Genomic DNA, 23,561 nt, shown 5'->3' with positions numbered 1-23,561 from the left:
ATAAAATTCCCTTCCTTCTCATATGCTAGCAGTAGATAAAGAAGGGAGGAAGAGGCATGAGAATCGCCTATTATGAAAACGAATACTTAGAAGAGTGTGCCGCGTTACTGCAAAACGTTTATAACAATGAACAATGGGGATGTAATTGGTCAGACATCAAAGCCAAAAAATACATTGAAGAGTTAAGCCAAAATCCACGCTTTGTCGGTTTCCTTCTTTTAACAGATGAAGAAGAATTAATTGGGGCTGCGCTTTGTCATGAGCGAACATGGTGGTATAAGGATGAACTCTTTATTGATGAATTTTTCATCGCCCCAAGTTCGCGCCAACGTGGATATGGATCAAAACTTCTTAACTACATGACCAAGTATACGAAGGAACAAAAATTAGCGGGATTAACGTTAACGACAAATAATTTAATTGTCGCTGACTTCTATCACAAAAATAAATTTCACGATCATGAAATTTACTTTATGTACAAAGGGGTCGAATCAATCGCTGAATAGAATCATAAAAAAAAGCTTAGTCTTCTTAAGCTCTTTCGTGTGACTTATATTTATCCTCATGCATCCCAATTAAACAAAGACTTCTGACGTTAAGTAGAAGTCTTTTTCTTTTTCTCCCCCGACTAATCAGTTGATAAAGACAATATAGACCATATAAAGCAACACAAACAAGATAAACAAGTCAAACGCTAACCGAATAAGGATACTCAGTAATTTTAAGATTCTCGCTAATCCATCCATTTAGGCGATGAAGAAAGATTTAATTTGTCTTTTCGAAGAATAGACCTCTTTTTTCTTCATGCGTCACCTCCTAACTCTTTACTTATCATGCGTCAATGCACGCGATGCATTCAAGATAACGATAAAATCTAAAATAAAAGAGGGATCCAGCCGCGCCATCCCTCCTAAATTTTATTTCTTTGAAAGATAGACGTTATTTTAACATCCCAACAAAAAAAGGAGACGACATTCGTCTCCTTTTTAGGTGTCTTTTGATTATGGACGGACAGCTTCAATCGTAAAGCTATACTCGTAAGATTGATCTGCCGGAATCTCAAAGCACGGCTCAGGACGTGCGCCCCAAGAATCGTCGCCTCCGACTCCCATTTCTTTTAAATTAATCGATAGGACTGTTTTATGAACCAGTGGTAATTCATAATGGTGGTAAGCAGCCTCTAATTCGTGTGCCGAATATGGAAGAGCGCTTAGGCTTAATGGGACGTCACCGCTAATACGTAATCCTTGTCCCAATTCATTCGTTACCGTTGCGAAACGAACACCCGTATGGTTCCCACATGCTTGAGGAATCACGTATTGAGCAACATTGTCTGCCACTTTATTCGTAAATGTTCCTAAACGTGCACCAAATTCACGATCGGCATACGTCTCATCAGGTCCAAATCCACGCCATGTCAACGTATCAAAGTCCGCTGGTATCGCTAAATCCATTCCGAACTTAAACATATTCGGTAACCCTTTAACTCCATCGTATTTCATCGTAACACGGATTTGTCCATAAGAATTGATGAAATAAGTAACCATCGCATGTGAAATCGGCATCGTATTCAAGTTATAATTAAAGATAACTTCTAAACCATCTTCATGGCGATGAATATCCATTGACTCATGGAAGGCATATAAACTTGCTAGTTTCCATTGGGCCATACGGATTGGCGCCTGATTTCCTCGATCGTTATCTGTTGACGCTCGCCAGAAGCTTGGCATTAATGATAAATTAGGTTGATGAATATACTCGACTCCATCGTATTTTAATGAAACGATGCGCCCCAGGTTCTTCGCAAAAATGACCTCAAATCCATCGCCATTTATTCCAACATTGACATCCCCTTCAGCAATCGTAAACGATTTAATTTCCCGAGAAATATTTTCTTTTTGCGTCGGTTCAATAACTTGTTGACCGAAGGCAACTTCATGACCGGCCTCGGCATAAAGAGTTGCCTCTTTTTGATGAATAGAAACCGTCACAACTTGCTCGTGGGCTGATGGTAAAACGTCGATTCCTAACTCGATAAATCCTCGAGTTAATGGAGCCAATGAGGCCTCTGTTTCTCCCTTAACAACTACAACATCCCCTTCTTCTACTTGCCACTTAATCACGTACTCATTTAAGTCTGTGAAACAATGCTTATTATAAATCTCTGCCCCACTACCTTTTACTTCAATCATAAACGGTTGATAAGCACCTTTAATCGCTTGAATTTTAGGGGAAATCGTACGGTCTGCATAAATAATTCCATTGACGCAGAAGTTATAGTCCGTTGGTTGGTCTCCAAAGTCGCCACCAAACGCTAAATAAGGGTTACCATTACGATCTTTTGACCATAAAGCTTGATCAATATAATCCCAGATGAATCCTCCTTGGTACATGTCATACTCATCTTCTAACGCAATATAGCGATCCATTCCCCCATTCGAGTTCCCCATCGCATGCGTATACTCACATAAAATAAACGGTTTCGTTGGTTGATTATCTAAAAACTCTTTAATCTCCTCAACCTTCGCATACATTCGACTTTCCATATCTGATGTCTCATTAAAACGTCGATCCCAGAACACGCCTTCATAATGAACAAGACGCGTCTCATCACGTTCTCTAAAGTATTGAGACATTTTATACAAGTTTTCACCACCGTAACTTTCATTTCCACATGACCAAATCACAATACTTGGATGATTTTTATCACGTTCAAGCATCGACTTCGCACGATCTAAAATAATCTCTAAAAACTCAGGACGACCATTTGGAATCGTTACATCTTTACACTCAACGGCCCCCATACGCTGCCAAGTCCCGTGTGTCTCTAAATTTGTCTCATCGATGACATATAATCCATATTCATCACATAACTCATAAAAATAACTTGCATTTGGATAATGTGACGTTCGAACCGAATTAAAATTATGCGCCTTTAAAAACTTCACATCCCATTCCATCTCTTCACGCGTCACGCTTCTTCCGTAGGTTGCGCTAAATTCGTGGCGATTCACGCCACGGAAGACCACACGCTTTCCATTAATATGCATGATCTTGTTAATCATTTTAAATTCTCGAATTCCAACGCGCTGACAAATCGCTTCAACAACTTGATTATTAACTTTAACTTCTAATTCTAATTGATATAAATACGGATGCTCCGCACTCCATAACTGAGCATTTTCAACTTGTAGCGTTAATCTTGCTCTTCCATCAACCACGTGGCACATTCCTGAGGCTGCCACTTGATGATTAGCATCCATTAAATTTGCAGTAATCGTTGCCTCTTCCCCACTCACCGTAAAATCTACTTCAACTGTTGCATCTTGATAGTTGTGATGCAACGGCGTTTTGACGAATAAATCTTCGATGTGAGTCTTTGGCGTCGTATATAAATATACGTCGCGGAAAATTCCTGATAGACGCCAGAAATCTTGGTCCTCAAGCCAGCTTCCTGTTGACCATTTATAAACTTGAACAGCTAGTTTATTTTGTCCTTCACGGTTAATAACCTCCGTTAAGTCAAATTCGCTTGGCGTAAAACTATCTTCACTATATCCAACATACGTCCCGTTACACCAAACATTGAACGCTGTTTCAACCCCTTGGAATGAAATGCACACCTTTTGTCCATCCCACTCTTTTGGAACTTCGAAATAAGTCACGTAAGAAGCGGTTGGATTATACTTTGTTGGAATATAAGGTGGTTTTAACTCTTCGTGTCCATCCCACGGATATTGTGTATTCACATAATGAGGTTTATCATACCCTTGAAGTTGAATATGGCCCGGTACTTGGATTTTATCGAATTGAGAACAATCCCCATCTAATGTCTCAAATCCGATCGGACGTGAATCTAAATTTTCACTATAATTAAATAACCATTCTCCATTTAAATCATGACGCCATTTCATTGATTCTTGTCGTCGTGCCTCATCTAATGTCTCGTAATAGCGATGATCACTGTGTGGCTTTAGACGATTCACTTCAAATACGGTTGGATCTGTTAGTAATCCATAAATGTCTTTCATTTCTTGCACGTTACTTCCCCCTCATTTTAGTAAAATTTATTCTTGTTTACAACTAAAATATTACCATACATCCAACCATATGTAAACGATTTCTAGGTTATTTGTTCGTTTTTAAATCTACAAATTTTATCTACATTCAAAGAGACAAAAAAAAACACGGATAAAGAGACTCTATCCGTGTTTTTGATTAATGTGTTAAAATTTCCGGTCCTTCTTCGGTAATTAAGATCGTATACTCCCATTGGGCTGATGGTTTACGATCAGCTGTATAGATGGTCCATCCATCTGATTCATGTTCAACGACTTCAGCAACTCCCATATTTAACATCGGTTCAATCGTAAACGTCATTCCTGGAACAATCAGACAGTCTGTTCCACGTACGCCGACATGGCTCACGTAAGGCTCCTCATGGAATTCAACACCGACCCCATGTCCACCAATGTTTTGAACAATCGTATAGCCATATTGTGCTGCATGTTCGGAAATCACCGCTCCAATATCCCCTATATAACCCCAAGGCTGTGCCGCTTTTAATCCTAAATCAAGACATTCTTTGGCCACACGAACGAGTTTTTGTTTTTCTTCGTCCACTTCCCCAATCATAAACATTCTTGAAGCATCCGCATAGTAGCCATCAACAATCGTTGTGACGTCCACATTGACAATGTCACCTGATTTTAAAATTTCATCTGGGCTTGGAATCCCATGACAAACAACTTCATTAATTGAGGTACAAATACTTTTAGGGAACCCATGATAATTTAACGGAGCCGGCGTTCCGCCTAATTCGATCGTATATTGATGAGCAATTTGGTTTAATTCCTCAGTGCTCATTCCCTCTTTAATCACCTCTGCAATTTTATCAAGCACCATCGTATTCACACGCCCCGCTTTACGAATCCCTTCAATTTGTTCATTTGTTTTTAATAATTCACGGGTTGGGACTTCATCTCCTTGATGATAATGTTTTGAAATTTTTTCTTCTATTTTTAAGTGGCATTGTTTATATTTCTTTCCACTTCCACACCAACATTTATCATTACGTCCTATTTTTTGCATGTGTCATCACCTTTTCGTTTAAAATAACTTTCCTTTATAACTATACTATTATTATGGAAAAAATCCTATCTTTAAGCATAAGATTCTCAAGAACTCCGTCGATAAACGAATAAAAAAGCGAGGGTGAACCGTTAATCGGATGTCACACTCGCTTTTTATTATCAAAATTACCCACTTAAAATTTAATACTCTTTGTCTTTTCTTAAAAGACACTAGATGTTCTTTAGGCTACTTGATGATTTAATTTATTCTCAATTAATGCCACCATTCCACTTTGTTGAATTTGTGGGAGTGTTAGCTGGCTTTGGCTCATTCCTTGTAATCGAATTTGATGTGCCGTTTCAATCCCACTCTTTAATAGGTTAACCGCGTCACCCATACGCGTTAATCCATTTTCATAATATTGACGACTAATTCCAAGAATCGATGGTAAAATCTCAGCTTCACACCATCCCTGGTATTCTAAATTATGGATCGTTAAGATCGTTTTAACTCCTTGGTAGAATGGTCGTGATTTGTAATCTACCTCTAACATTAATGGAATCATACTTGTGTGCCAATCATTTAAGTGAATTTCTTCCACGGCGTCCCCTAAGTACGGTAATGCTTCAAGCACTGCACGGTTGAAGAAAGCAAATCGTTCAACGTCATCGTCATATCCATAGATATCGTCACGATGGAAATATCCATCATTTCCAATAAATAAATACGTCACCGAATCAATGACTAATTTGAATAATGAAACACGAACAGTTTTATTTCCAAGTCGAACCGGTAAGTCCATTAGCCAATCCATTTCTTTTCCATAGGCATCCGTAATTGATCGATATTTAGGTAATGCAACCACTAATGAGTGGCCCTCGCTAACCCTCTTTTTCGCAAACTCAGCTGAAATTTTTCCAAGTTCCCCAAGCGAAGTAAACGGCTCACATTCCGTCACGATATACGCCATTTTACGTCCAATGATTCCTTCCTCTGGTTGATCTGCGATCACTACCTCTTCCATCCCGTCGTTCGCATCCGTCTCAAGCAAACACTCTTCTACTTCATCGTTCGCATCCGTCTCAAGCAAACACTCTTCTACTTCATCGTTCGTGTCCATCTCAATCAAACACGCTTCTACTTCATCATTCGTATCCATCTCTACTAAACACGCTTCCACTTCATCGTTTGTATCCATTTCTACTAAACACGCTTCCACTTCACTTACATTCTCCATCGGTTTAGCATGCCCTTCTTCACGGTTAAAATGTTGGCTTAATGCTGATAATTGTTTTTCATCTAACTTTGATTGTGCTTTAACACTAATTCCTAACTCCTGACAAATCCCTACAAGCTCCTTGCTTGTCATTTCATAATTTCTAGCAAATTCGTATACTCTCACCGGAACTTCCCCCCCATTAAACAATCTTTAACATATAACAACATTTTAACATCATCCTTTCATTTTGAACATTCAACTTATGACGAAACTATTCAAATAAAGGAAAAGTTAATCGTTTACACCTTTAAAATCATCGCTTTTTGACACACTTCTCCTCATTTCTCTTTAAAATGTCGGAAAAAGAGAAAAACATTAAGTACCTTACTTTCTGCTAATACTCCTCTCCCTATTCAGATAGAAGATTCTATCCATATGGCTAATATATAACTTGCTATAAATAAAACAGTAAAAAAGGGTCTATATCATCAAAGAATACTTTTGATACTACGGTACACCCTTCTTATTGAAAGAAATGCCCTCAAGGGACCTTTTATTATAACGATAGAAGGAAGACAAAGGCTGCTTACCTCACCATGACTTTCTATTTAATTTAGTAAAATTTTATTTTAGTCTAAATCTTTACCTCCCAAAATCATTAATAACCTTATTTATTTCAACGGATAATAAAAACTACCCGTCAAACGGGTAGTTTTCTCCAGGGCTATAAGCCCTGATTACCGGCTAGCGTCTCAAGGCGCTAGCTTTCACTTTGTTCAAGCTACTTGCCATTGCCACCTTTGCTCACCCCTAAAGGAGTGTTCGTTCTACTGGCTACCCCTTAAAGGGGTCTTCATATTCTTTTACACTTAATTTATCCATCGCAATATCATGCTTTTCCTGATCCTGAATATATTTCCTTATCGTTGCCTCATTTAGGCCAACCGTACTGACATAATATCCTTCTGCCCAAAAATGCCGATTTCCAAATTTGTATTTCAAATTTGCATGTTTATCAAACATCATCAATGCACTCTTTCCTTTCAAATATCCCATAAAACTAGATACACTCATTTTAGGTGGAATACTTACTAACATATGTACATGATCTGGCATTAAATGCCCTTCAATAATTTCAACTCCTTTATAGGCACAAAGTTGTTTTAAAATATCTCTTATACTTGTTTTATATTGATTATATATTATTTTTCGTCTATACTTAGGAGTAAACACAATATGGTATTTGCACATCCATTTTGTGTGCGATAAACTATTTGTTTGATTCGCCATAAAAATCACCTTCTCTTCTAAAATAGTAGCTTGAACAACTCTATTATAGGAAAAAAGGTGATTTTTTAATGGAGTTATAAACTTTTATTCGCCACCCGCATAGCGGGTGGTTTTATGTTTCACACGCTTTGCGTGTTCAACAGACTAAAGTCTCTAATCAAAAAATCGACAGAAATTATTCTGTCGATTTTCTATCAATTACATTGCTTTTTTTAATCCGAATGGATTTGTTTCTTGGTTACGGTTTTCTAATTCAATTAATACTTCTTCATGGAAATCTCCATTTAACTTGTAGTATTTTTTATAAATGACAAAGCATGTTACGATGAAAGCAATTGGAAGAATTGTCATTAATCCACGCATTCCTAAAATAGTTCCAGCACTTTGTTCTTGGTTTGCCACAAATCCCATCATTTGTAATCCAACACCGATTGCCCATCCACTGAATGCTGATGCTGATTTTACTAATAACGTTTGGCAAGAGAAGATAATACTTTCATTACGAGTTCCAAGTTTAAATTCTCCATAGTCAACAACGTCTGCTAACATAACTGTTGTTGAAGCTAGGACGAATCCTCCACCACCACGAACTAATAACGCTGAAATCACAACGAATAATGCATTATTTGGAGCAAAAATTCCTGTTAATAATAATCCGATTAATCCGACAACTGGTACGAAGCATCCTACTTTAAATAATTTTTGACGTCCAATTTTTTGAGCTAAGATTGGGAATAATAATAACCCTCCGATTTCAGCAAATCCAGCAAATCCGTTATAGATCGTGAACATTGGTACTTCATCACCTGGAACATATCCGTTCGCATATTTAAAGTAGTAAAGTGCCATCCCACCTAAAAGTTGTAACATTAAGTTCATACATAAAACGATACCGATAAATACTTTTAATTGATCATTTTGAGCAATAATTTTAAATGTTTGTTTTAACGTCACACGTTCTGCTTTTTTAGTTGAAGCTTTATCTGTTTTTGTTGATGGTTCTTTAACATTAAAGCATGTAATTAAAGAAGAAACGATGAAGACAACGGCAATGATAAACGCTAATGATTCGAACCCTTTAACTTGATCCCCTTGTCCTAACTTAGCAACAAATGTTAATCCGAATGTCCCGATTGTTAAACCACCGATACTTGCAAAAATACGAGGAATAACAGCGACTTTTTCACGTTCTGCTTTATCTTTTGTTAACGATGGAATCATTGACCAATAAGGGATGTCCATAATCGTATAAGTCATTCCCCATAAGATGTACATCACTGAGAAGTAAGCATATAATGGTAATCCATCTAAATCAGGTTTTTTAAATAAGAAGAATAAAACAACTGCATTAATAATGGTTCCGATTAAAATCCAAGGTCTAAATTTTCCCCACTTTGTTCTCGTATTATCTACAACCATTCCCATCATTGGGTCGTTTACTGTATCCCAAATACGAGCAATTAAAAATAATGTTCCGACGAATGCTGGAGCCAGTCCGATTACATCCGTAAAATAAAACATTAAATACGTTCCAACAATTCCGTAAACTAAATCCTTTCCTAATGCCCCTATTCCATAAGAGTATTTTGCTCTTGCCGTTAATTGCATTTTTACCTCTCCCTTTTTTAACAGATTCGTTACGATTTATCCCTCTCATAAACCGTAATCGTTTTTATTTCCTTTATGTCTCTAATATACTATAGTGAAACCGTTTTTGCAAGCGTTTTATAGTAAAAAAATAACTTTTTTTACTAAAGGATTTTAGCTCGACTTTTTTCATTAATTTTTAGACCTTATTCCACATAAATTTCTCACATTTCTTGTGAGGGATTCCTTAAAACACGCTTACTTTTATACTAAAATAACTACTCATATAATGTGAAAAAAACGCTTTAAATTTAATAACTATTTGTTTCATTCATCATAAAATTTTCATTTTTGAAATTCTTAACATCATCTATTTATTCTTCCAATCAATTTTTTCAACTAACTAGCACCCTTTAGACATCCTATCAGCTGGCTAGTAGGTATCCCGAACGCTGACTGCTAGCTAGAGCTATTTTATTGCTTTTTCAGCGTACTTCATCATCGTTGATCCTATCCCCCCCCTAAAACTAAACCAACGATCCATTCCCATTTATCTGCACTTCACAAACAAAGTCCCTGATTCACCTAATCGTATCTGAGATTTTAAACCGATTGACGCTTTATCCTCACTTTTTACAAGACACTCTTTTTGATTTAAACCACCAATTAAACTGATGGTTTTCATTTATATAAAAAAGGACTGCCCCCGTTAAGGAGGTCAGCCCTGATCATCACTTATTATAGCTTTATAAAAACTACTCACTCTTTTTAAATTTAATGATAGTGCTCGCGTAATCGCCACTCAATTTGACATCAATCCCGTGATTCATTAAGTAAGCCCCGGTCTTTCTTACCTCTGCTCCTGCTAACATAAAAGTATAAGTCGCTGTTTCATCTAGACCACGTAATTTAATACGCACGCCTGTACGGGCGATTTGTGTCTGCGGTAAGAAGACAAATAATGCTGCTTCTGATTCATTCGCATATTCATAACAGTAGTAATTGTTACGAGACGTATGATTTAGGCGGTAGAAGTCCCCGTTTTGAACCACGTCACGGATTTCTTTGTACTCCTCGATTAATTCCGCAGATAGCTTCATTTCCTCATCTGTGAATTTTAAAATATTACATCCCATTCCGAGCGTTCCCATCATCGCGCTATGGAATTTAAAACGAAGTGGGATTGTCACACGGTTATTCGCATCCGTTACCCAGGCACGCATAGCTTTAATTGGATACACGTAAGAATACGTATTTTGAATCGTTAAACGGTCATACGCATCGGTATTATCGCTTGTCCAGAAATCATCAAATCCGTTTTCTAACATTCCATAATCAACACGTCCTCCTCCTGATGCACAAGCCTCAAGTAAGACATGAGGATAACGTTCTTTCACGCGACGCGCAATGTCATAAACAGCCTCGATATGGCGAACCCACATCTCGCGAGATAACCCCGTTTGTGAAATTGGACGATTCGCATCCCATTTAATATAATCAATGTCATATTTTGACAGTAAGTCATCAATCATATTGAAAATAAACGTTTGAACCTCTGGTAACGTCACATTTAAAACCATTTGATTACGCGACGTATCATTCACGCGGTTTTCTACATGGTAAATCCAATCTGGATGATCTTTCAATAACTGAGTTGGCGGGTTAACCATCTCTGGCTCAATCCAAATTCCAAACATCATATCCATTCCTTTAACCGCATCGATTAACGGTGTTAATCCCTCAGGGAATTTTTCTTCATTCACATACCAATCCCCAAGTCCGTCTGCATCGCTATGACGTTGTCCAAACCATCCATCATCAATCACGAATAGCTCAACACCCATCTCTTTTGCCTTACGCGCTAACGCAATTTGTTCATCACATTGAACATCAAATTCCGTTGCTTCCCATGAATTATAAAGAACCGGACGAACCCCTTCGCGTAAAACATGTTGCTTCGCATAATCATGCATGTGGTGACTCATCGCTTCAAATCCTTCTGTTGTATAACCAAACAACATCGCCGGTGCAACAAATGTTTCCCCTGCATTTAACGTTAATAAGCAGTCGTGCGGATTAATTCCCATTTGTACTAATGTTCCTCCATAAGGACGAGGCTCAATAATCGTTGAGAAGTTCCCACTTAATTTTAAAATTCCGTAATACACTTCTCCACTTGTTTCTGTTGCCTGACGGTCTAAAATAAAGAATGGATTATGATTATGCGTCGAAATTCCACGGCGATTTTCTAAGACAATTTTTCCTTGTCCAAGTGGCTGCTTAAACTCTTGAAATTCCGCTAACCAATGTCCATGGCTTGACGTTAATGTTAAATCTTGATACGGAATATGTAGCTGTGCACTATGGATCTTTTCAACCGTCACTGATTCGTTCATCTTATTCTCTAACGACACAAAACGCTCAATTAAATCTAGCTCTTCGTACACTTTATAATGTAAATTAAACGCAAAATCATAATGGGCATCTTTTAAATGGATCACTAACTCCTCATCTGTTTGCGTATATCCGTCATACTTATACTCAATATCACGCGTTCCATCTGCAAAAAGGACCTTTAAGCAATTTTCCTTATACCGCATTCCCCCATATACCGGATACTCCTCATCCGTTAAATCAAGAATTGGATCATTACTTGAAATCTCAGATAATGGTGGAACATCAAAATCATCCAATGAGTCGATCTTCTCTCCCCAGTAAAGATGACGAACAAGTCCTAAATTATCAATCGCAAATGCATACGTTGTTTTTTTTGTTTCAATCCCGAATACTAATCGCTTCGCATCAATTAAAAATCCCATCTTCTTCTCCTCCAACCTGTTATCCTTTGTTAGGATAACGCTTTCTAAAAAGATTATAATATACTCCTTAAGTTTATTCAACTATTATTTTAGTAAAGTTTTACTTCAACTCTTCATCAATGATTCTTCGGAAGAATAAAAGAAACAAGAAAAAACCAAACTTATAACTTGGCATCATCTTTTGACACTTCTAATGGATGAGTAGAATCAACACGCATGATGAACTAAGAAGCTTTAATAATTTCCTTACTATATATTAACTACATTCATATTCCTCCATCAGTTGTAGACACATCAATTTTATTCCACATCATTTGTTAACTTTTTTAACACTTGCTTTATAAAGGCATGTTCACCTTTACCTTGATCAGCTATTTCCCAGTCTGGAATCTTAAATCTTAAGCAGTTCAAAAATAGATGCCCCCTTAGATATGGTTTTAATTCTTGAGCATAAGGCATGTTGGGATTAACCATTCGCGCACATAAGAAAAAGTACCTCCTGAGTAGGCCCTAAAGCGATTGAATCATAATTGACGTGCTGCTTTTATTTTTTTTATCTACCATGAAAGTACTACTTGTTCATTCAGTTTCCCTCAGAGATGCAACTCCCAGCTTTACTAAAAGAACCGGCTTGTCGTAATTGTTTAATTCAATAATCAAAAGGTGGTAAAGCTGATTAGCAATAATTTCTCTTCGCGTTTTTCCGCTTAGATAGAGTTGAGCCCTTCGTTGTTTAAATTCATCAGTAAATTTATGACCGGGTAGTTAAAGGGTTTGCATGATAAAATGCCTTTAAGGTTTCAGTTAAAAGAAACTAAACTCCCTATCTAATTAAGAGCTTCCTATTCTATCTTATAAAAAAATAGGCTACGATTGATTCCCTTTAAGGGGAGAGTCAATCGCAGCCACTCTAGAATTTAATCTTCAATTAATGAAGATGTATTTTTTAAGTTTCTTTGTTTAAATAAGAAGAAGACAACAAGCAAGGTTAAAATTTCAGCCACAGGGACTGTCATCCAAACCCCACTAATCCCCATAAACTGAGGTAAAATACTAATTCCCGCTAGGATGAAAATAATTCCGCGACAAATTGCGATAATAATAGAAGCTAAAGCATCGCCAATTGACGTAAAGTATCCTGAGAATAAAATATTAAGACCGTTAAAGAAGAACGTAAAGGCATAAATTTTAGAGCCATGTAACGCTAGGTCAAGAACCGCCTGATTATCACTCACAAATAAAAGAATTAAATACTTTCCAAATAAGAAAATAGTGAAGACGAGTATCGTTCCCATCACGATGGCGACCTTGCATGATAAACTCATCATCTGCTTCACACGAGAGTCTAACTTTGCACCATAATTATAAGAAATGACGGGCCCAATTCCTGCCGAAATCCCACAAACAATTAATGACGCAAACAAGGAAATGTATCCAATTGCCGTAAAGGCCGAAACACCATCTTCACCGGCAATTTCCATAAATGCCATGTTAAACACAAACGTTGAAATGGCTGTTGCTAACGAAGAAATCCCTTCCGATGAGCCGTTATATAACAATTGCCCCGTAAACTTTAAATTAAACGTTCCAGTAAAAAAGTTTAAAACCGAACTCTTTTTAATAAACGGAATCGCTGCAATTAAAAAAGAAGTGGTAAATGATAACCCAGTTGCGATTGGAGCCCCTACAATCCCTAACTTTAACTGTTTAATTAACACATAATTTAAAATAATATTTGCAAAAAAGCTAGCGATTGAACTAAATAAAAAGACATTTGGTTTTCCGATACAACGAACGAAAATTCCTAAAATAAATGAGAAACTAATAAATGGAGCAAATAACGCTAAGATTTTAATATACGTTGCTGAATCCGCAAGTAAAACCTCATTCGCTCCTAAAAAAGTCGCTAATTGCTGATTAAAAGTAAACCCCAAACAAGCAACAATTAAAGATAACCCTAGCATAAAAAGACAGGCTGATTTAAAAATATCTTGCGCTCGTTTAAAATCTTTTTCACCTAAACTGCGCCCAATATAACTGGCTCCCCCAATTCCGACAATCATATTCATCCCGATCATCAATTGCATAAACGGAGCGGCAATATTGACACTCGCCATCGCATTCGTTCCAACAAAGTTTCCTAAAAAGATTCCATCTACCATTGTTTGAACCCCTGCTATCGTTAACGATAAAATAGCAGGAATTGAAAACTTTATAAATAATTTTGAAATCTTTTCGGTTCCTAATATATTTTCTTGCATCATTCCCGACAACCTCCTTAACTCCTTTTTTATTTAACTAAAAGACTTGTTTTTAAGCCTGAATAATATTATCATGGAATTTTAAATATTTTAAGTATAAATTTGACCTTTTTATAATGAATTTGACTAAAATGAGGTGTGATATGACGACATTTTCCCATTTTATACACGACATCGCTTACATGAAAGCATTGCTTGAACAGGGATTTGGATGGCCTGTTCAAGTCATCACTGATAAACATCAACAGATAGGTTCTGAGACTCCCCCTTCCGAATGGATGACATCTATTTATGACTTTTCAAATCTTCACCCCTATCCGCAAATTAAATTTTCTCCAGCCAATGAGGCATTTATTTTTGTTAGTGACTTAAAAACAAAAATGAACCCCATAACCTACGTCATGGGGCCCTGCCTTAACAAACCATCTATACCGTTAGAAGCTGAAACAACATCATCATGTTTAAATCAGATTTTACATCAAGCCGCCTTAGTTCATTTGCTCATCAATCAGCAACGCCTTACCGTCGAGGACATTTTAAAGGAAAACTTCTATAACGAGGCTATGATTTCTCAATTAGAAGATAAACTTCGACAGGACTTCACCTTTATCCGAATTGACGACCATGTTCACACACACATTCCTGGTGACATCCAATATGAAAACCAAATCCTTGCCTGTGTTAGCCATGGACGGGTGAAAGAACTTCTGCCAATCCTCGATCGCATAAACCCTTTTCCACTTCTTTCCGACCACCTTAAAGAAACTCCACTTCAAACGATGAAAACAATGGTTGCTTCCATGATTATTGTTGCTTCAAAAACCGCGAGGGAGAGTGGACTTCCAATTGCCATTAGTTACAAAATCAATACCTTCTATTTACAAGAAATCAATAAAACAACCGACTTAACAACTTTAAATCAATTAAAAATCAGTGCGTTAATTGACTTGACCCATCGGGTGCACGCCTTAAGGCGAACGAAAAACTCGCAAACAGTTAAAGAGGTCACCTTTTATATAAGAAAAAATCTTTATCAAAATCCTTCCGTCCACGATGTCTGTCAGGCACTACACTTTAATCCTAGCTATCTAGCGCGGTTATTTAAAAAAGAAATGAACATGACCATTAGTGAATATATGATGCGAGAAAAAATTAAGGAGGCCAAACAACTCCTCGCCATGACGAATCATTCTATCCTTGAAATTTGTAGCCTTCTACATTTTACTGATCAAAGTCATTTTACAAAAAACTTTAAAAAATTCACGGGCCAAACGCCTAAACAATATCGACAACACTATAAAGTATTAAATTAAATAAAGTCCATCTCCAACATTTCGGCACCCTCACGGGTCACAAATGAAATAATCTCTTGAATGGCTTGATCATCTAAACAAAGAATATGATACTTTTTCGCCAGTTCCCGCACTTCCGGTGATAAAGGAGCTATGGTCATGATTAATCCTCTGAATACATCATCTCGCTTCATCGTATGAAGAAGGGGAGATAAATCGTCTTTATTGACGGACTCGCCCGCTTCCTTTACGAGGCACTCAATATAAACCTTTTCACCGACCTCATTAATGGCTCGAATGAACTTATAATTTTTGACTCTTACTTCTTGATAATCAAGCATCCTTAACAAATCTGCACAATAAAAACTAAATTGAAACGCTGGAATATCTTTTACCTCATATTGCAGTAATCGTAAACAGCGCTCTGAACGAACTAATGACTGTTTCGCCTGATTCATCTCTTCTTCAATTTGGTGAATCTCTTCCTCTCCTCTACTAATAGACCACACAACCGAAACAGCAAACAGCACCAATACAAGAAGGTACCACCACATCGGCAGACTCTCAAATAATTCAACCATTCGAATAAATACCTCTTGGAAATTAAAATAGGTCACCCAAGCAAATAGCCCCAACATGATATAACTCATTAACTTTAAAACTTTCCCCTCGTTTAAATCATTCATACAAACACATCCTTTCAATACCTCTATTTTGGAAAAATTTCCTCCTCCTATTCAGCGATATAAAAAGGATTGAAATACAAAATCCGACAAAGGACCTACTACCAGTAGGTCCTTTGTCGGATAAAGAAAAGTTATAATTGTTTTTTTCTAAAAATCACAAGCGATCCTATTAATAAAATAACCGTCCATCCAAGCGTTATCAAAACCGGGGTTATTAGTGAACTTAAGTCATAAGCCTGATTCAGCATGGCAACATTATCTGTCACCAATTTTAATGGACTCACTTCCTGGATGCGAGGAAATAAATTGACAAAAAATAATCCTCCAGTACATAAGGCAACGAACATGAATGAGGTCGCCTGACTCTTGACAAGCGTTTGGAAAAAGAGTGATAAAGCTAATAAAAATAGCCCGAATAACCACAACGCCCCCACTGAATAAACTAAATGCGATATCTCATCACCCGGAAACAAATAAACCGTATATCCATACGTCACGACAAACGTCAACAACAAACAACCTGTCCAACTCAGCCCTGAAACCGTATATTTAGCCAAAAGCACCGTTGATTTGGCAAGTCCCTTCGTCACTAAGTGCACCAGCGTCCCCTTGCCTAATTCTTGCGTCAACGTCCCACTAAACATTAACACGATTACCATTAACCCCATCTGTGTCAAATTTTTGAAAAATTGCGCATACGAATCGATGGCTGACGGTTCGGGTAAAGAGATTTCGATTCCTTCCGTCACAAGTTGGCTCATTAAATCCGGCATAAGCTTAGCCATCAACGGACTCATGACACCAAAAGCAAAAAAGATAAGAATCATTAATAATAATTTATACGTTCTGACTAATTCCAGTCCTTCTTTTTTTATAAAGGCAACATAGGCTCGCATCCAATCACCTCCATAAATAACGATTCAAGACTTGGCTCTACAACTTTGAACTGATAAATCGGGATCCTTGCTTCAAGGATTAATTTCAACAGATGCTGCCCGTCCCCCTCTAAATCGTTCACCTCAACATTTAGCATCGTTGCTTGTTGGTTAATCTTTTGAATACGTGCCTCATTCAGTAATAATGAATGCACCTCATTCGCATGCGCGGCATCCTTAAATTCAAGTTGGATTTGACGAGGAGCAAATTGTTTTTTTAACGTCAACAGATCGCCCGTTAGGACGAGTTTTCCTTCATGCAAAATCGCAATCTGATCACAAATTTGTTCCACATCTGATAAAATATGCGTCGAAAATAAAACTGTTGTTTGTTCTTTCACCTTTAATAAAACGTCTAAAATTTCCTTTCGTCCAACAGGATCTAACGCTGAAGTAGGTTCATCACAAATGAGTAATGTAGGATTATTGAGTAAAGCTTGGGCAATCCCTAATCGTTGTTTCATTCCCCGTGAAAATCCGCCAATTCGCCGATTAACGTTAGACAGTCCAACAAGATCTAAAAGTTCGTCACATCTATCTTTTATCACGTGTTTTGGAAGTCCCGTAACCTCTGCGCATAACAATAGATACTCACGAGGCGTCATATAAGCATAAAACTCTGGGACATCAGGAAGATACCCAATCAGCCGATTCGTTTTAGTATTTCCGTAAACAACCGGCTCACCACACACAAAGATTTCTCCTGACGTTGCTTTTAAAAGTCCTAAAATTAATTTCATGGTCGTCGTCTTCCCGGCCCCATTTTGTCCTAAAAACCCAAAGATACACTGACTAGGAATCGTAAAAGAAACGTCTTCAAGCACCGTTTGGTCCCCAAACTGTTTACGTAACCCTTTGACCTCTAGGACTCTCATTCTTCGTCCCCTCTTCCAAATAAGAAGTAAACAGCCGGTCCAATAAACTGAAACACAAGGACTACAACAATCCATAACGCTTTATTTCCAAAACGATAAGATGGGTGCTTCACCACATGAATCACCGAAAAAATAGCTAGGGCGAACTGAGCCACCCCTAACGGAATTAAAAATGGTAAATAGTCAGACCATTGAGTCATAAAAATCCCCCCCTAATAATCTTTGTAATCATGTTGACGCTCCTCTTTTTTCTCTTTTTGACGCTCGATGAATTTATAAAGAATGAGCCCTCCTCCAATGATTAAATTCACCACATAACACCCGATAATGAGTTTAATCATGAATAACGACCGCCGTTCCGTAAGCGACCATTTCCGCGGCACCACTCATCACAGCCGATGACATCAGACGCATCCCGACAATCGCATTAGCTCCCTTTGATTTTGCATCCTCAACCATTCGTCCAATCGCAATTTGGCGCGCCTCTGTTAGCATTTCGTTATAGCCCGTTAATTCACCACCGACGACTCCCTTTAGGGCGGCGCCAATATCTTTTCCGATATTTTTAGAACGTACCGTACTTCCTCGAACAAGCCCCTTCACTTCTACAATTTCTTTCCCAACAATCTGATCCGTTGTTACAATTAGCATCCATACTCAACTCCTTTTTTTCTCAATGTACCTATTCTTTAATAAGCACTGCTGTCCCATAGACGACCATTTCCGCTGCTCCGCTCATGACAGATGAAGACATGAGGTGCATTCCAACAATGGCGTTGGCTCCTTTTGACTTTGCATCCTCAACCATTCGTCCAATCGCAATTTGGCGCGCCTCCGTTAACATTTCATTATAGCCAGCTAATTCACCACCAACGACTCCTTTTAAGGCGGCACCAATATCTTTTCCGATATTTTTAGAACGCACCGTACTTCCTCGAACTAATCCTTTCACTTCTAAAATTTCTTTCCCGGGTATTTCCTGTGTCGTAACAATTAACATTTTCATTCTCCTAACCGTTTCACTAATTGGATAAAGCGTTCATTTGTTTGTAAAGACATAAATAAAGGTTCCATCACCACAGCGTCTATCATGGATTGTTTAATAATGACCTCATTTCGCGGCGCCATTTTTCCAAGATCAAACGTCTCATACCACTGATCTAACTGATTAAAGAAAGTCGAGGCTCTTAAATAAAAGGAAGACCCGATGGATGTCGCTAATTTCGTATATTGCTCTAAGTAATCAAGTGCCCGTTCCTCTTCTTGAAGCCCCATCCATTTCTTAGCCACCAACAAATAAATAGGCATTAAGCAATACGGATTTAATCCTTCTAACTCAAATGTTTGAACCACCTCTAACAGCTTTTGCAACACTGTTTCAAACTTTGCCCCGTCATTTAATGAGAGCATCATTGGAAAGGCCTCCATCATCAACATCAGTCCTTTATATAAAGCAATCTGCGTTGACTTTTGCGCTTCCTCCCACTCCCCCATCATTTGATAGGCTTGAGCTTGTAAAAGTTCTCCCGTTGCCATCGGTTTTTGACATCCCTCAAGGAGGCGAAGCGCTTCTAACGGTTGATTTAATAAGATGTAACTAAGTGCCTCAAACGTTTGAGCTTGTTTCGCAAGATCAACATCTTCACTATTTACTTTTACACGCTCAAATAAAGACCGTGCCCACTCATTAATAGCCTGTGTTTGGTTTGGGTCTAACATGCTGTGATTAATCATTAAAACGCCTATTTGAAATAACAACGGATAACAAGAATAGTAGCGACGAACAATATCTCGACAAGTCGTGATGACTTCATCAAAAGGTTGCGTCGTAAAATCATGACATAACCGTTGATACAACGAGCGAATCTCATTTTTATCCATCTGTGGTTCATACCCGATGAGTTCATCCACACTTAGATTAAAATAGGCGGCAATAATCGGGAGCAACGCTAAATCAGGATAACTTTGACCTGTCTCCCACTTCGAAATGGCTGCCTTAGAGACCCCTAAATAGTTAGCCAGGTCTTCTTGCGTCATTTTCCGTTCTTTTCTTCGTTTCATAATCATTTTTGCAATCTTTAGTTCTGACACCTTATCACCTAACTTCCTAAGCCTATTATAGGATTAGTATGGGCCAATCTCAATGGAATAATAATCGACTTTAGTTTATAAAATCAACCATGCGTTGATTTTTTTTAGATAACGCTCGCTCCACTCTAAGATTCCCCTCCCCATTTGATAACCTGATCATCAAACTCATCAGAAGGGACCACCACTTGACAGATCCCCGTTTCAAGCATCGCTTTAATTCGTTTAGTATACCATCCTTCATTTAAAGACAGTTCATTTTCTAAGACAAGGTTTCTTATTAAATCAGTTACGGAGGTCGATCCTTTAAGCAGTTGCCATCGAATAAAGGAATCATAAAAGTCTTCAGAAACTCCAAGCACCTTTCCTTCTAGCATCACCCGTAAGGGAGAGGTTTTTAACTGATTCTCCCACATCATCGCAAACACCTTTTTCTCTATCTCCGATAAAACGGTCTCACCTTGAACAAGCATCTGAAAATAATTTTCTGTCATCTCGTCCCAATTTCGAAAAAAGACAAGGCTTTTAAACGGAGTCAGCTGATAAGGGGGACGGTGAACAACCGATAAACTCACCTCAATATCCTTTAAAATGGAACAAAGAAAATAAAGGCCACACCCATCATTCGCCGATGGACCTACCCAAATTCGAAAGGTCGCTCCACGCTGAGCCTCTTTCTCTAAACGTTGCCACTGCTTAGTGAGCGAACGAAATCGGGATCTTAATTCGGCCTCACTTGAGAACTTGCTCCGATGTATCTCACAAAAAAGGTCCTCCCTTGAAGTAGAACTGATTCCATCTGAAAAATCACCTAAGTCAAATAGAAACGGTAAATAAATAATGGATTCAAATTCCTGTATCGGTTCATCCGTTCGCTCCTCAACCGGAATCGTTGACAAATACCACGTATAAGCCGCCCCTTCACTAAAAAACACATCGATCATCGTAAAACCTCCTATTGCCCTTTCTTTCCTGCCTTGCCCGTTCATCTTCATAAAATCTTAATAGTTTTACCACACTTTTCTTAATATTTCCATGATAAAGTATAGGCAACTTGTCAAAAAGGAGCCTTTAAAATGCAAAAGAGACAAAAATTAATCTGTATGATCTTGATTCTTTTATTATCAAGCCTCGTATTCACAACCTGTAACATGACCTATGAGCAAGAATCAAACCCTCATTACTTTAAACCGATTGTGATTGAAGCCAAAAGCATCCCCTCATCATCAGTTGACTCAATTGACGATCCCCCTTTAAAATCAGATGTTTTAACGAGGGAAAACCCATCCACCCAAACAAGAGAGCTCCCAACCCTCACTGCCACACACCTTTTAATGGCGAGCCTTGCTATTGGGCTTTTTAACTTAACACTAGCAATCGGCTATGTTCTTATTCGACTCCTTCAAAAATCACGCCTGTCTTTTAAAAAATAAAGGAAAACCTTCCGCCTCCATATAAAAAAAGCATTGAGCCCTACAGGGTCAATGCTTTTTTTCATCCATCAATCATCCGCTCGTTTGACTATCCCTCATAAAGCAAGTTAAAAGGCATTATTGCCGAATAAATACAAAACGTGTCTTAACCTCGATTCCTAAATAGGCCCTTCCTTATTATCGCCCTTATTAAAAAGTCATCCGATTCAAAGATAGCTTCGCTTTTTTTGTTCGGTCATGGTCTCACTCATCTAAGACTTTTAATTTATAGCCTAAACCGAATCGAGCAATAAACCAACATAGAACAATTCCTGTTAAAAATAACATATAAATTCCAGATAGCCCCTCGGTGTGCTCCATCGTCACTAAAAAATCTTGTAGCGCATGAGCCAGCATCAATGGGACAATCGTCCGATACTTAAATAAAAAGTAAAAATAAACAACCGTACCCGATCCAATAATCAACGTAATGTTAAGCCACTGATCAAAGTTATAGTTCATGTGCAACAGTCCAAAGAAGAAACTCGTCACCAAAACGCTAACGATACAAGAAATCATCCGGTTCTTCATCACCCGAACCAAAACCCCATAAAGAATTAAAAAGAGACAAAACTTAAAAATTTCTTCTCCAATACCAACGAGTGAGTAACGTGCCAATTCATGCACGACGTATGTCGCTGTTAACGGATAGGTCAATTGATCCAATAATTGAGGATCGTTAGCTGATAAAAAACTTCCCGCTACACTTTCCGCCAAAATTCCGAAGAAATAGACCATTCCCGTCATAGCGATGAGATTAATCAAACTTCCACCTTTATTATAAAAAGGCCCCATTTCCTTTTTCCCAACAGTCACGGAGAAAATTAAAAAGAATCCTAAGTACCCCATTAAAAATAGTTCCGGATTCGAAACTCCTGCTAATAGTGGCGTTCTTAACAAGACTAAAAACCCGATAACGACCATTAAATATGGCATGGGGTGTTTAACGACCGGAATTGAATTTACCGCATTTTTCATTTTCATCCACTCTCCCCCCTATCTCTTATTTCATCAATCTTGATTCAAAAAGTTAAAAACTATTTTGGTAAATTTGAAAAAATCGCGAAATTTCATACGCTTGATTCACAACGTCTTCATCCTCATGGGTAATCTGCCACCCATAATACCCATACGAGCGCCAATTCCATTTCGTAATGGGAAATAAATAATACTCCTCTTTAATAGCCTGAAACCCCTCTTTATATTGTTCAACGATTGTTTCAAAAGCTCGATTGGGATCGATGAAAACAGGTTTTCCTTCCTCGCTCATTCCAACCGCATAAGCAGAATGACCACCAAAATCACTGGGTAACAAACTCATGTCATAAGAAGACACGGCCTGATGAATCGGGCGACACCCCACTAAACAAATACACGATAAAAAAATGATGATCCCTCTCATTTTATCGCCTCCCTAAAAGCCTGATTAGATGGCGCTATCGTAAATATCATTCATCGCTTGATTTTCACTAACGGTCCATAAAATATCAAGTAAATTCTTTTTTTGGTCCGCCTTGGTGCGTCCCTTTAATTTAGCATTGAATAAGGCCATCCCTAAAAAGGCAAGATGATTGGTTGTTAGCTCCTTATCGGATAGCTGACTTATGTACGAACAACGTTCATGACTCGGTAAATCTAAAATGGCTTTTAATCCGTTATTTTCTGGTAAAGATAAATAAATCGTTAATGATTCTCGTTGAGATTCATCAATCCCCCCATGATAAACCTCTTTAAAATAAAGTTGCCCTAAACGAATCGCCTGATTTTTTGGTGAAAGCGTCGGATCTTTTTTCTTCTGACCTTCCACAAGTTTTTGTTCAAAAGCTGAGATCTCTAATTGGCGATAGTTTTTTAATACTGCCGTAAACTCTTTAATTCCCTCTAATTCTTCCCCACCGACGAGCTGAGTAATCTTTTCATAGGTTGTGAGAACGCCGATAATATCTTTAATTTTTGCCACTAAA

At 37.9% G+C, this 23,561-nt stretch carries 22 protein-coding genes; 3 read left to right on the top strand and 19 right to left on the bottom strand.

What is annotated here, in order from left to right; genetic code table 11:
* The first annotated feature begins 56 nt into the window (after nucleotides 1-56).
* Nucleotides 57-506: a GNAT family N-acetyltransferase gene (locus AACH31_RS02630; protein WP_338617847.1), complete on the top strand. Its 450-nt coding sequence runs from the start codon at nucleotides 57-59 to the stop codon at nucleotides 504-506.
* Between the two features lie 495 nt (nucleotides 507-1,001).
* On the opposite strand, the gene AACH31_RS02625 is transcribed toward AACH31_RS02630, so the two are convergent.
* The 7 genes from AACH31_RS02625 to AACH31_RS02595 form a co-directional block, all read right to left on the bottom strand.
* Entirely contained in the window at nucleotides 1,002-4,031 is a 3,030-nt protein-coding gene (locus AACH31_RS02625; RefSeq protein ID WP_338618087.1) for a glycoside hydrolase family 2 TIM barrel-domain containing protein, read from the bottom strand.
* Nucleotides 4,032-4,218: 187 nt separating this feature from the next.
* The gene (locus AACH31_RS02620) at nucleotides 4,219-5,091 is read right to left on the bottom strand and encodes a methionyl aminopeptidase (protein ID WP_262951076.1); all 873 of its coding nucleotides are present in this window, start codon (nucleotides 5,089-5,091) and stop codon (nucleotides 4,219-4,221) included.
* A gap of 223 nt (nucleotides 5,092-5,314) precedes the next feature.
* The gene (locus AACH31_RS02615) at nucleotides 5,315-6,475 is read right to left on the bottom strand and encodes a translation initiation factor IF-2 N-terminal domain-containing protein (protein WP_338617846.1); all 1,161 of its coding nucleotides are present in this window, start codon (nucleotides 6,473-6,475) and stop codon (nucleotides 5,315-5,317) included.
* A 651-nt stretch (nucleotides 6,476-7,126) separates the two neighbouring features.
* The gene (gene tnpA, locus AACH31_RS02610; protein WP_161832950.1) at nucleotides 7,127-7,582 is read right to left on the bottom strand and encodes an IS200/IS605 family transposase; all 456 of its coding nucleotides are present in this window, start codon (nucleotides 7,580-7,582) and stop codon (nucleotides 7,127-7,129) included.
* A 198-nt stretch (nucleotides 7,583-7,780) separates the two neighbouring features.
* On the bottom strand, nucleotides 7,781-9,190 hold the full coding sequence (gene melB / locus AACH31_RS02605) for a melibiose:sodium transporter MelB (RefSeq protein ID WP_161831214.1): 1,410 nt from the start codon (nucleotides 9,188-9,190) through the stop codon (nucleotides 7,781-7,783).
* Nucleotides 9,191-9,924: 734 nt separating this feature from the next.
* Nucleotides 9,925-11,988 (bottom strand): alpha-galactosidase, encoded by a 2,064-nt coding sequence (locus AACH31_RS02600; protein WP_338617845.1) that lies wholly within the window; start codon nucleotides 11,986-11,988, stop codon nucleotides 9,925-9,927.
* A gap of 917 nt (nucleotides 11,989-12,905) precedes the next feature.
* Nucleotides 12,906-14,252 carry an MATE family efflux transporter gene (locus AACH31_RS02595; RefSeq protein ID WP_161831217.1) on the bottom strand — a complete coding sequence of 449 codons (1,347 nt, stop codon included), beginning with the start codon at nucleotides 14,250-14,252 and terminating at the stop codon, nucleotides 12,906-12,908.
* A 140-nt stretch (nucleotides 14,253-14,392) separates the two neighbouring features.
* Here AACH31_RS02595 and AACH31_RS02590 point away from each other — a divergent pair, with 140 nt between their 5' ends.
* The gene (locus AACH31_RS02590; protein WP_262951071.1) at nucleotides 14,393-15,562 is read left to right on the top strand and encodes an AraC family transcriptional regulator; all 1,170 of its coding nucleotides are present in this window, start codon (nucleotides 14,393-14,395) and stop codon (nucleotides 15,560-15,562) included.
* On the opposite strand, the gene AACH31_RS02585 is transcribed toward AACH31_RS02590, so the two are convergent.
* The 9 genes from AACH31_RS02585 to AACH31_RS02545 form a co-directional block, all read right to left on the bottom strand.
* Nucleotides 15,559-16,227 (bottom strand): restriction endonuclease, encoded by a 669-nt coding sequence (locus AACH31_RS02585; protein ID WP_338617843.1) that lies wholly within the window; start codon nucleotides 16,225-16,227, stop codon nucleotides 15,559-15,561. The two genes, AACH31_RS02590 and AACH31_RS02585, sit on opposite strands and share 4 nt — an antisense overlap.
* Nucleotides 16,228-16,358: 131 nt before the next feature.
* Nucleotides 16,359-17,123, bottom strand: a complete 765-nt coding sequence (locus AACH31_RS02580; RefSeq protein WP_338617842.1) for an ABC transporter permease subunit — start codon at nucleotides 17,121-17,123, stop codon at nucleotides 16,359-16,361.
* Nucleotides 17,099-18,037: an ABC transporter ATP-binding protein gene (locus tag AACH31_RS02575; RefSeq protein WP_161831224.1), complete on the bottom strand. Its 939-nt coding sequence runs from the start codon at nucleotides 18,035-18,037 to the stop codon at nucleotides 17,099-17,101. The genes AACH31_RS02580 and AACH31_RS02575 overlap by 25 nt, the downstream gene beginning before the upstream one ends.
* Entirely contained in the window at nucleotides 18,034-18,237 is a 204-nt protein-coding gene (locus AACH31_RS02570) for a PLD nuclease N-terminal domain-containing protein (RefSeq protein ID WP_262951065.1), read from the bottom strand. The genes AACH31_RS02575 and AACH31_RS02570 overlap by 4 nt, the downstream gene beginning before the upstream one ends.
* Nucleotides 18,238-18,249: 12 nt before the next feature.
* On the bottom strand, nucleotides 18,250-18,378 hold the full coding sequence (locus AACH31_RS02565) for a hypothetical protein (protein WP_255421463.1): 129 nt from the start codon (nucleotides 18,376-18,378) through the stop codon (nucleotides 18,250-18,252).
* The gene (locus AACH31_RS02560) at nucleotides 18,371-18,688 is read right to left on the bottom strand and encodes a heavy metal-binding domain-containing protein (RefSeq protein WP_161831225.1); all 318 of its coding nucleotides are present in this window, start codon (nucleotides 18,686-18,688) and stop codon (nucleotides 18,371-18,373) included. The genes AACH31_RS02565 and AACH31_RS02560 overlap by 8 nt, the downstream gene beginning before the upstream one ends.
* Nucleotides 18,689-18,719: 31 nt before the next feature.
* Nucleotides 18,720-19,037, bottom strand: coding sequence for a heavy metal-binding domain-containing protein (locus tag AACH31_RS02555; protein ID WP_161831227.1), 318 nt, complete (start codon nucleotides 19,035-19,037; stop codon nucleotides 18,720-18,722).
* A gap of 2 nt (nucleotides 19,038-19,039) precedes the next feature.
* The gene (locus AACH31_RS02550) at nucleotides 19,040-20,128 is read right to left on the bottom strand and encodes a helix-turn-helix domain-containing protein (RefSeq protein WP_161831229.1); all 1,089 of its coding nucleotides are present in this window, start codon (nucleotides 20,126-20,128) and stop codon (nucleotides 19,040-19,042) included.
* Between the two features lie 125 nt (nucleotides 20,129-20,253).
* Complete coding sequence (locus AACH31_RS02545; RefSeq protein WP_262951063.1) at nucleotides 20,254-21,069, bottom strand: DUF1835 domain-containing protein; 816 nt, start codon at nucleotides 21,067-21,069, stop codon at nucleotides 20,254-20,256.
* Nucleotides 21,070-21,201: 132 nt separating this feature from the next.
* Between AACH31_RS02545 and AACH31_RS02540 the strand changes: the two genes are divergently transcribed.
* A complete protein-coding gene (locus tag AACH31_RS02540; protein WP_262951062.1) occupies nucleotides 21,202-21,558 on the top strand; it encodes a hypothetical protein in 357 nt (118 codons plus the stop codon).
* Between the two features lie 243 nt (nucleotides 21,559-21,801).
* On the opposite strand, the gene AACH31_RS02535 is transcribed toward AACH31_RS02540, so the two are convergent.
* Genes AACH31_RS02535 through AACH31_RS02525 form a run of 3 tightly spaced genes read right to left on the bottom strand, consistent with a single transcriptional unit; the run spans nucleotide 21,802 to nucleotide 23,557 of the window.
* The gene (locus AACH31_RS02535; protein WP_338617840.1) at nucleotides 21,802-22,581 is read right to left on the bottom strand and encodes a CPBP family intramembrane glutamic endopeptidase; all 780 of its coding nucleotides are present in this window, start codon (nucleotides 22,579-22,581) and stop codon (nucleotides 21,802-21,804) included.
* Nucleotides 22,582-22,627: 46 nt separating this feature from the next.
* Nucleotides 22,628-22,999 carry a hypothetical protein gene (locus AACH31_RS02530; RefSeq protein ID WP_161831237.1) on the bottom strand — a complete coding sequence of 124 codons (372 nt, stop codon included), beginning with the start codon at nucleotides 22,997-22,999 and terminating at the stop codon, nucleotides 22,628-22,630.
* Between the two features lie 24 nt (nucleotides 23,000-23,023).
* Nucleotides 23,024-23,557, bottom strand: a complete 534-nt coding sequence (locus AACH31_RS02525; RefSeq protein ID WP_161831239.1) for a hypothetical protein — start codon at nucleotides 23,555-23,557, stop codon at nucleotides 23,024-23,026.
* Between the last annotated feature and the right edge of the window lie 4 nt (nucleotides 23,558-23,561).

It is taken from the genome of Turicibacter faecis, assembly GCF_037076425.1.
Classification (GTDB): domain Bacteria; phylum Bacillota_I; class Bacilli_A; order MOL361; family Turicibacteraceae; genus Turicibacter; species Turicibacter faecis.
The sequence above is the reverse complement of the archived record's forward strand: the minus strand, read 5'-3'. Positions and strand labels throughout refer to the sequence as shown.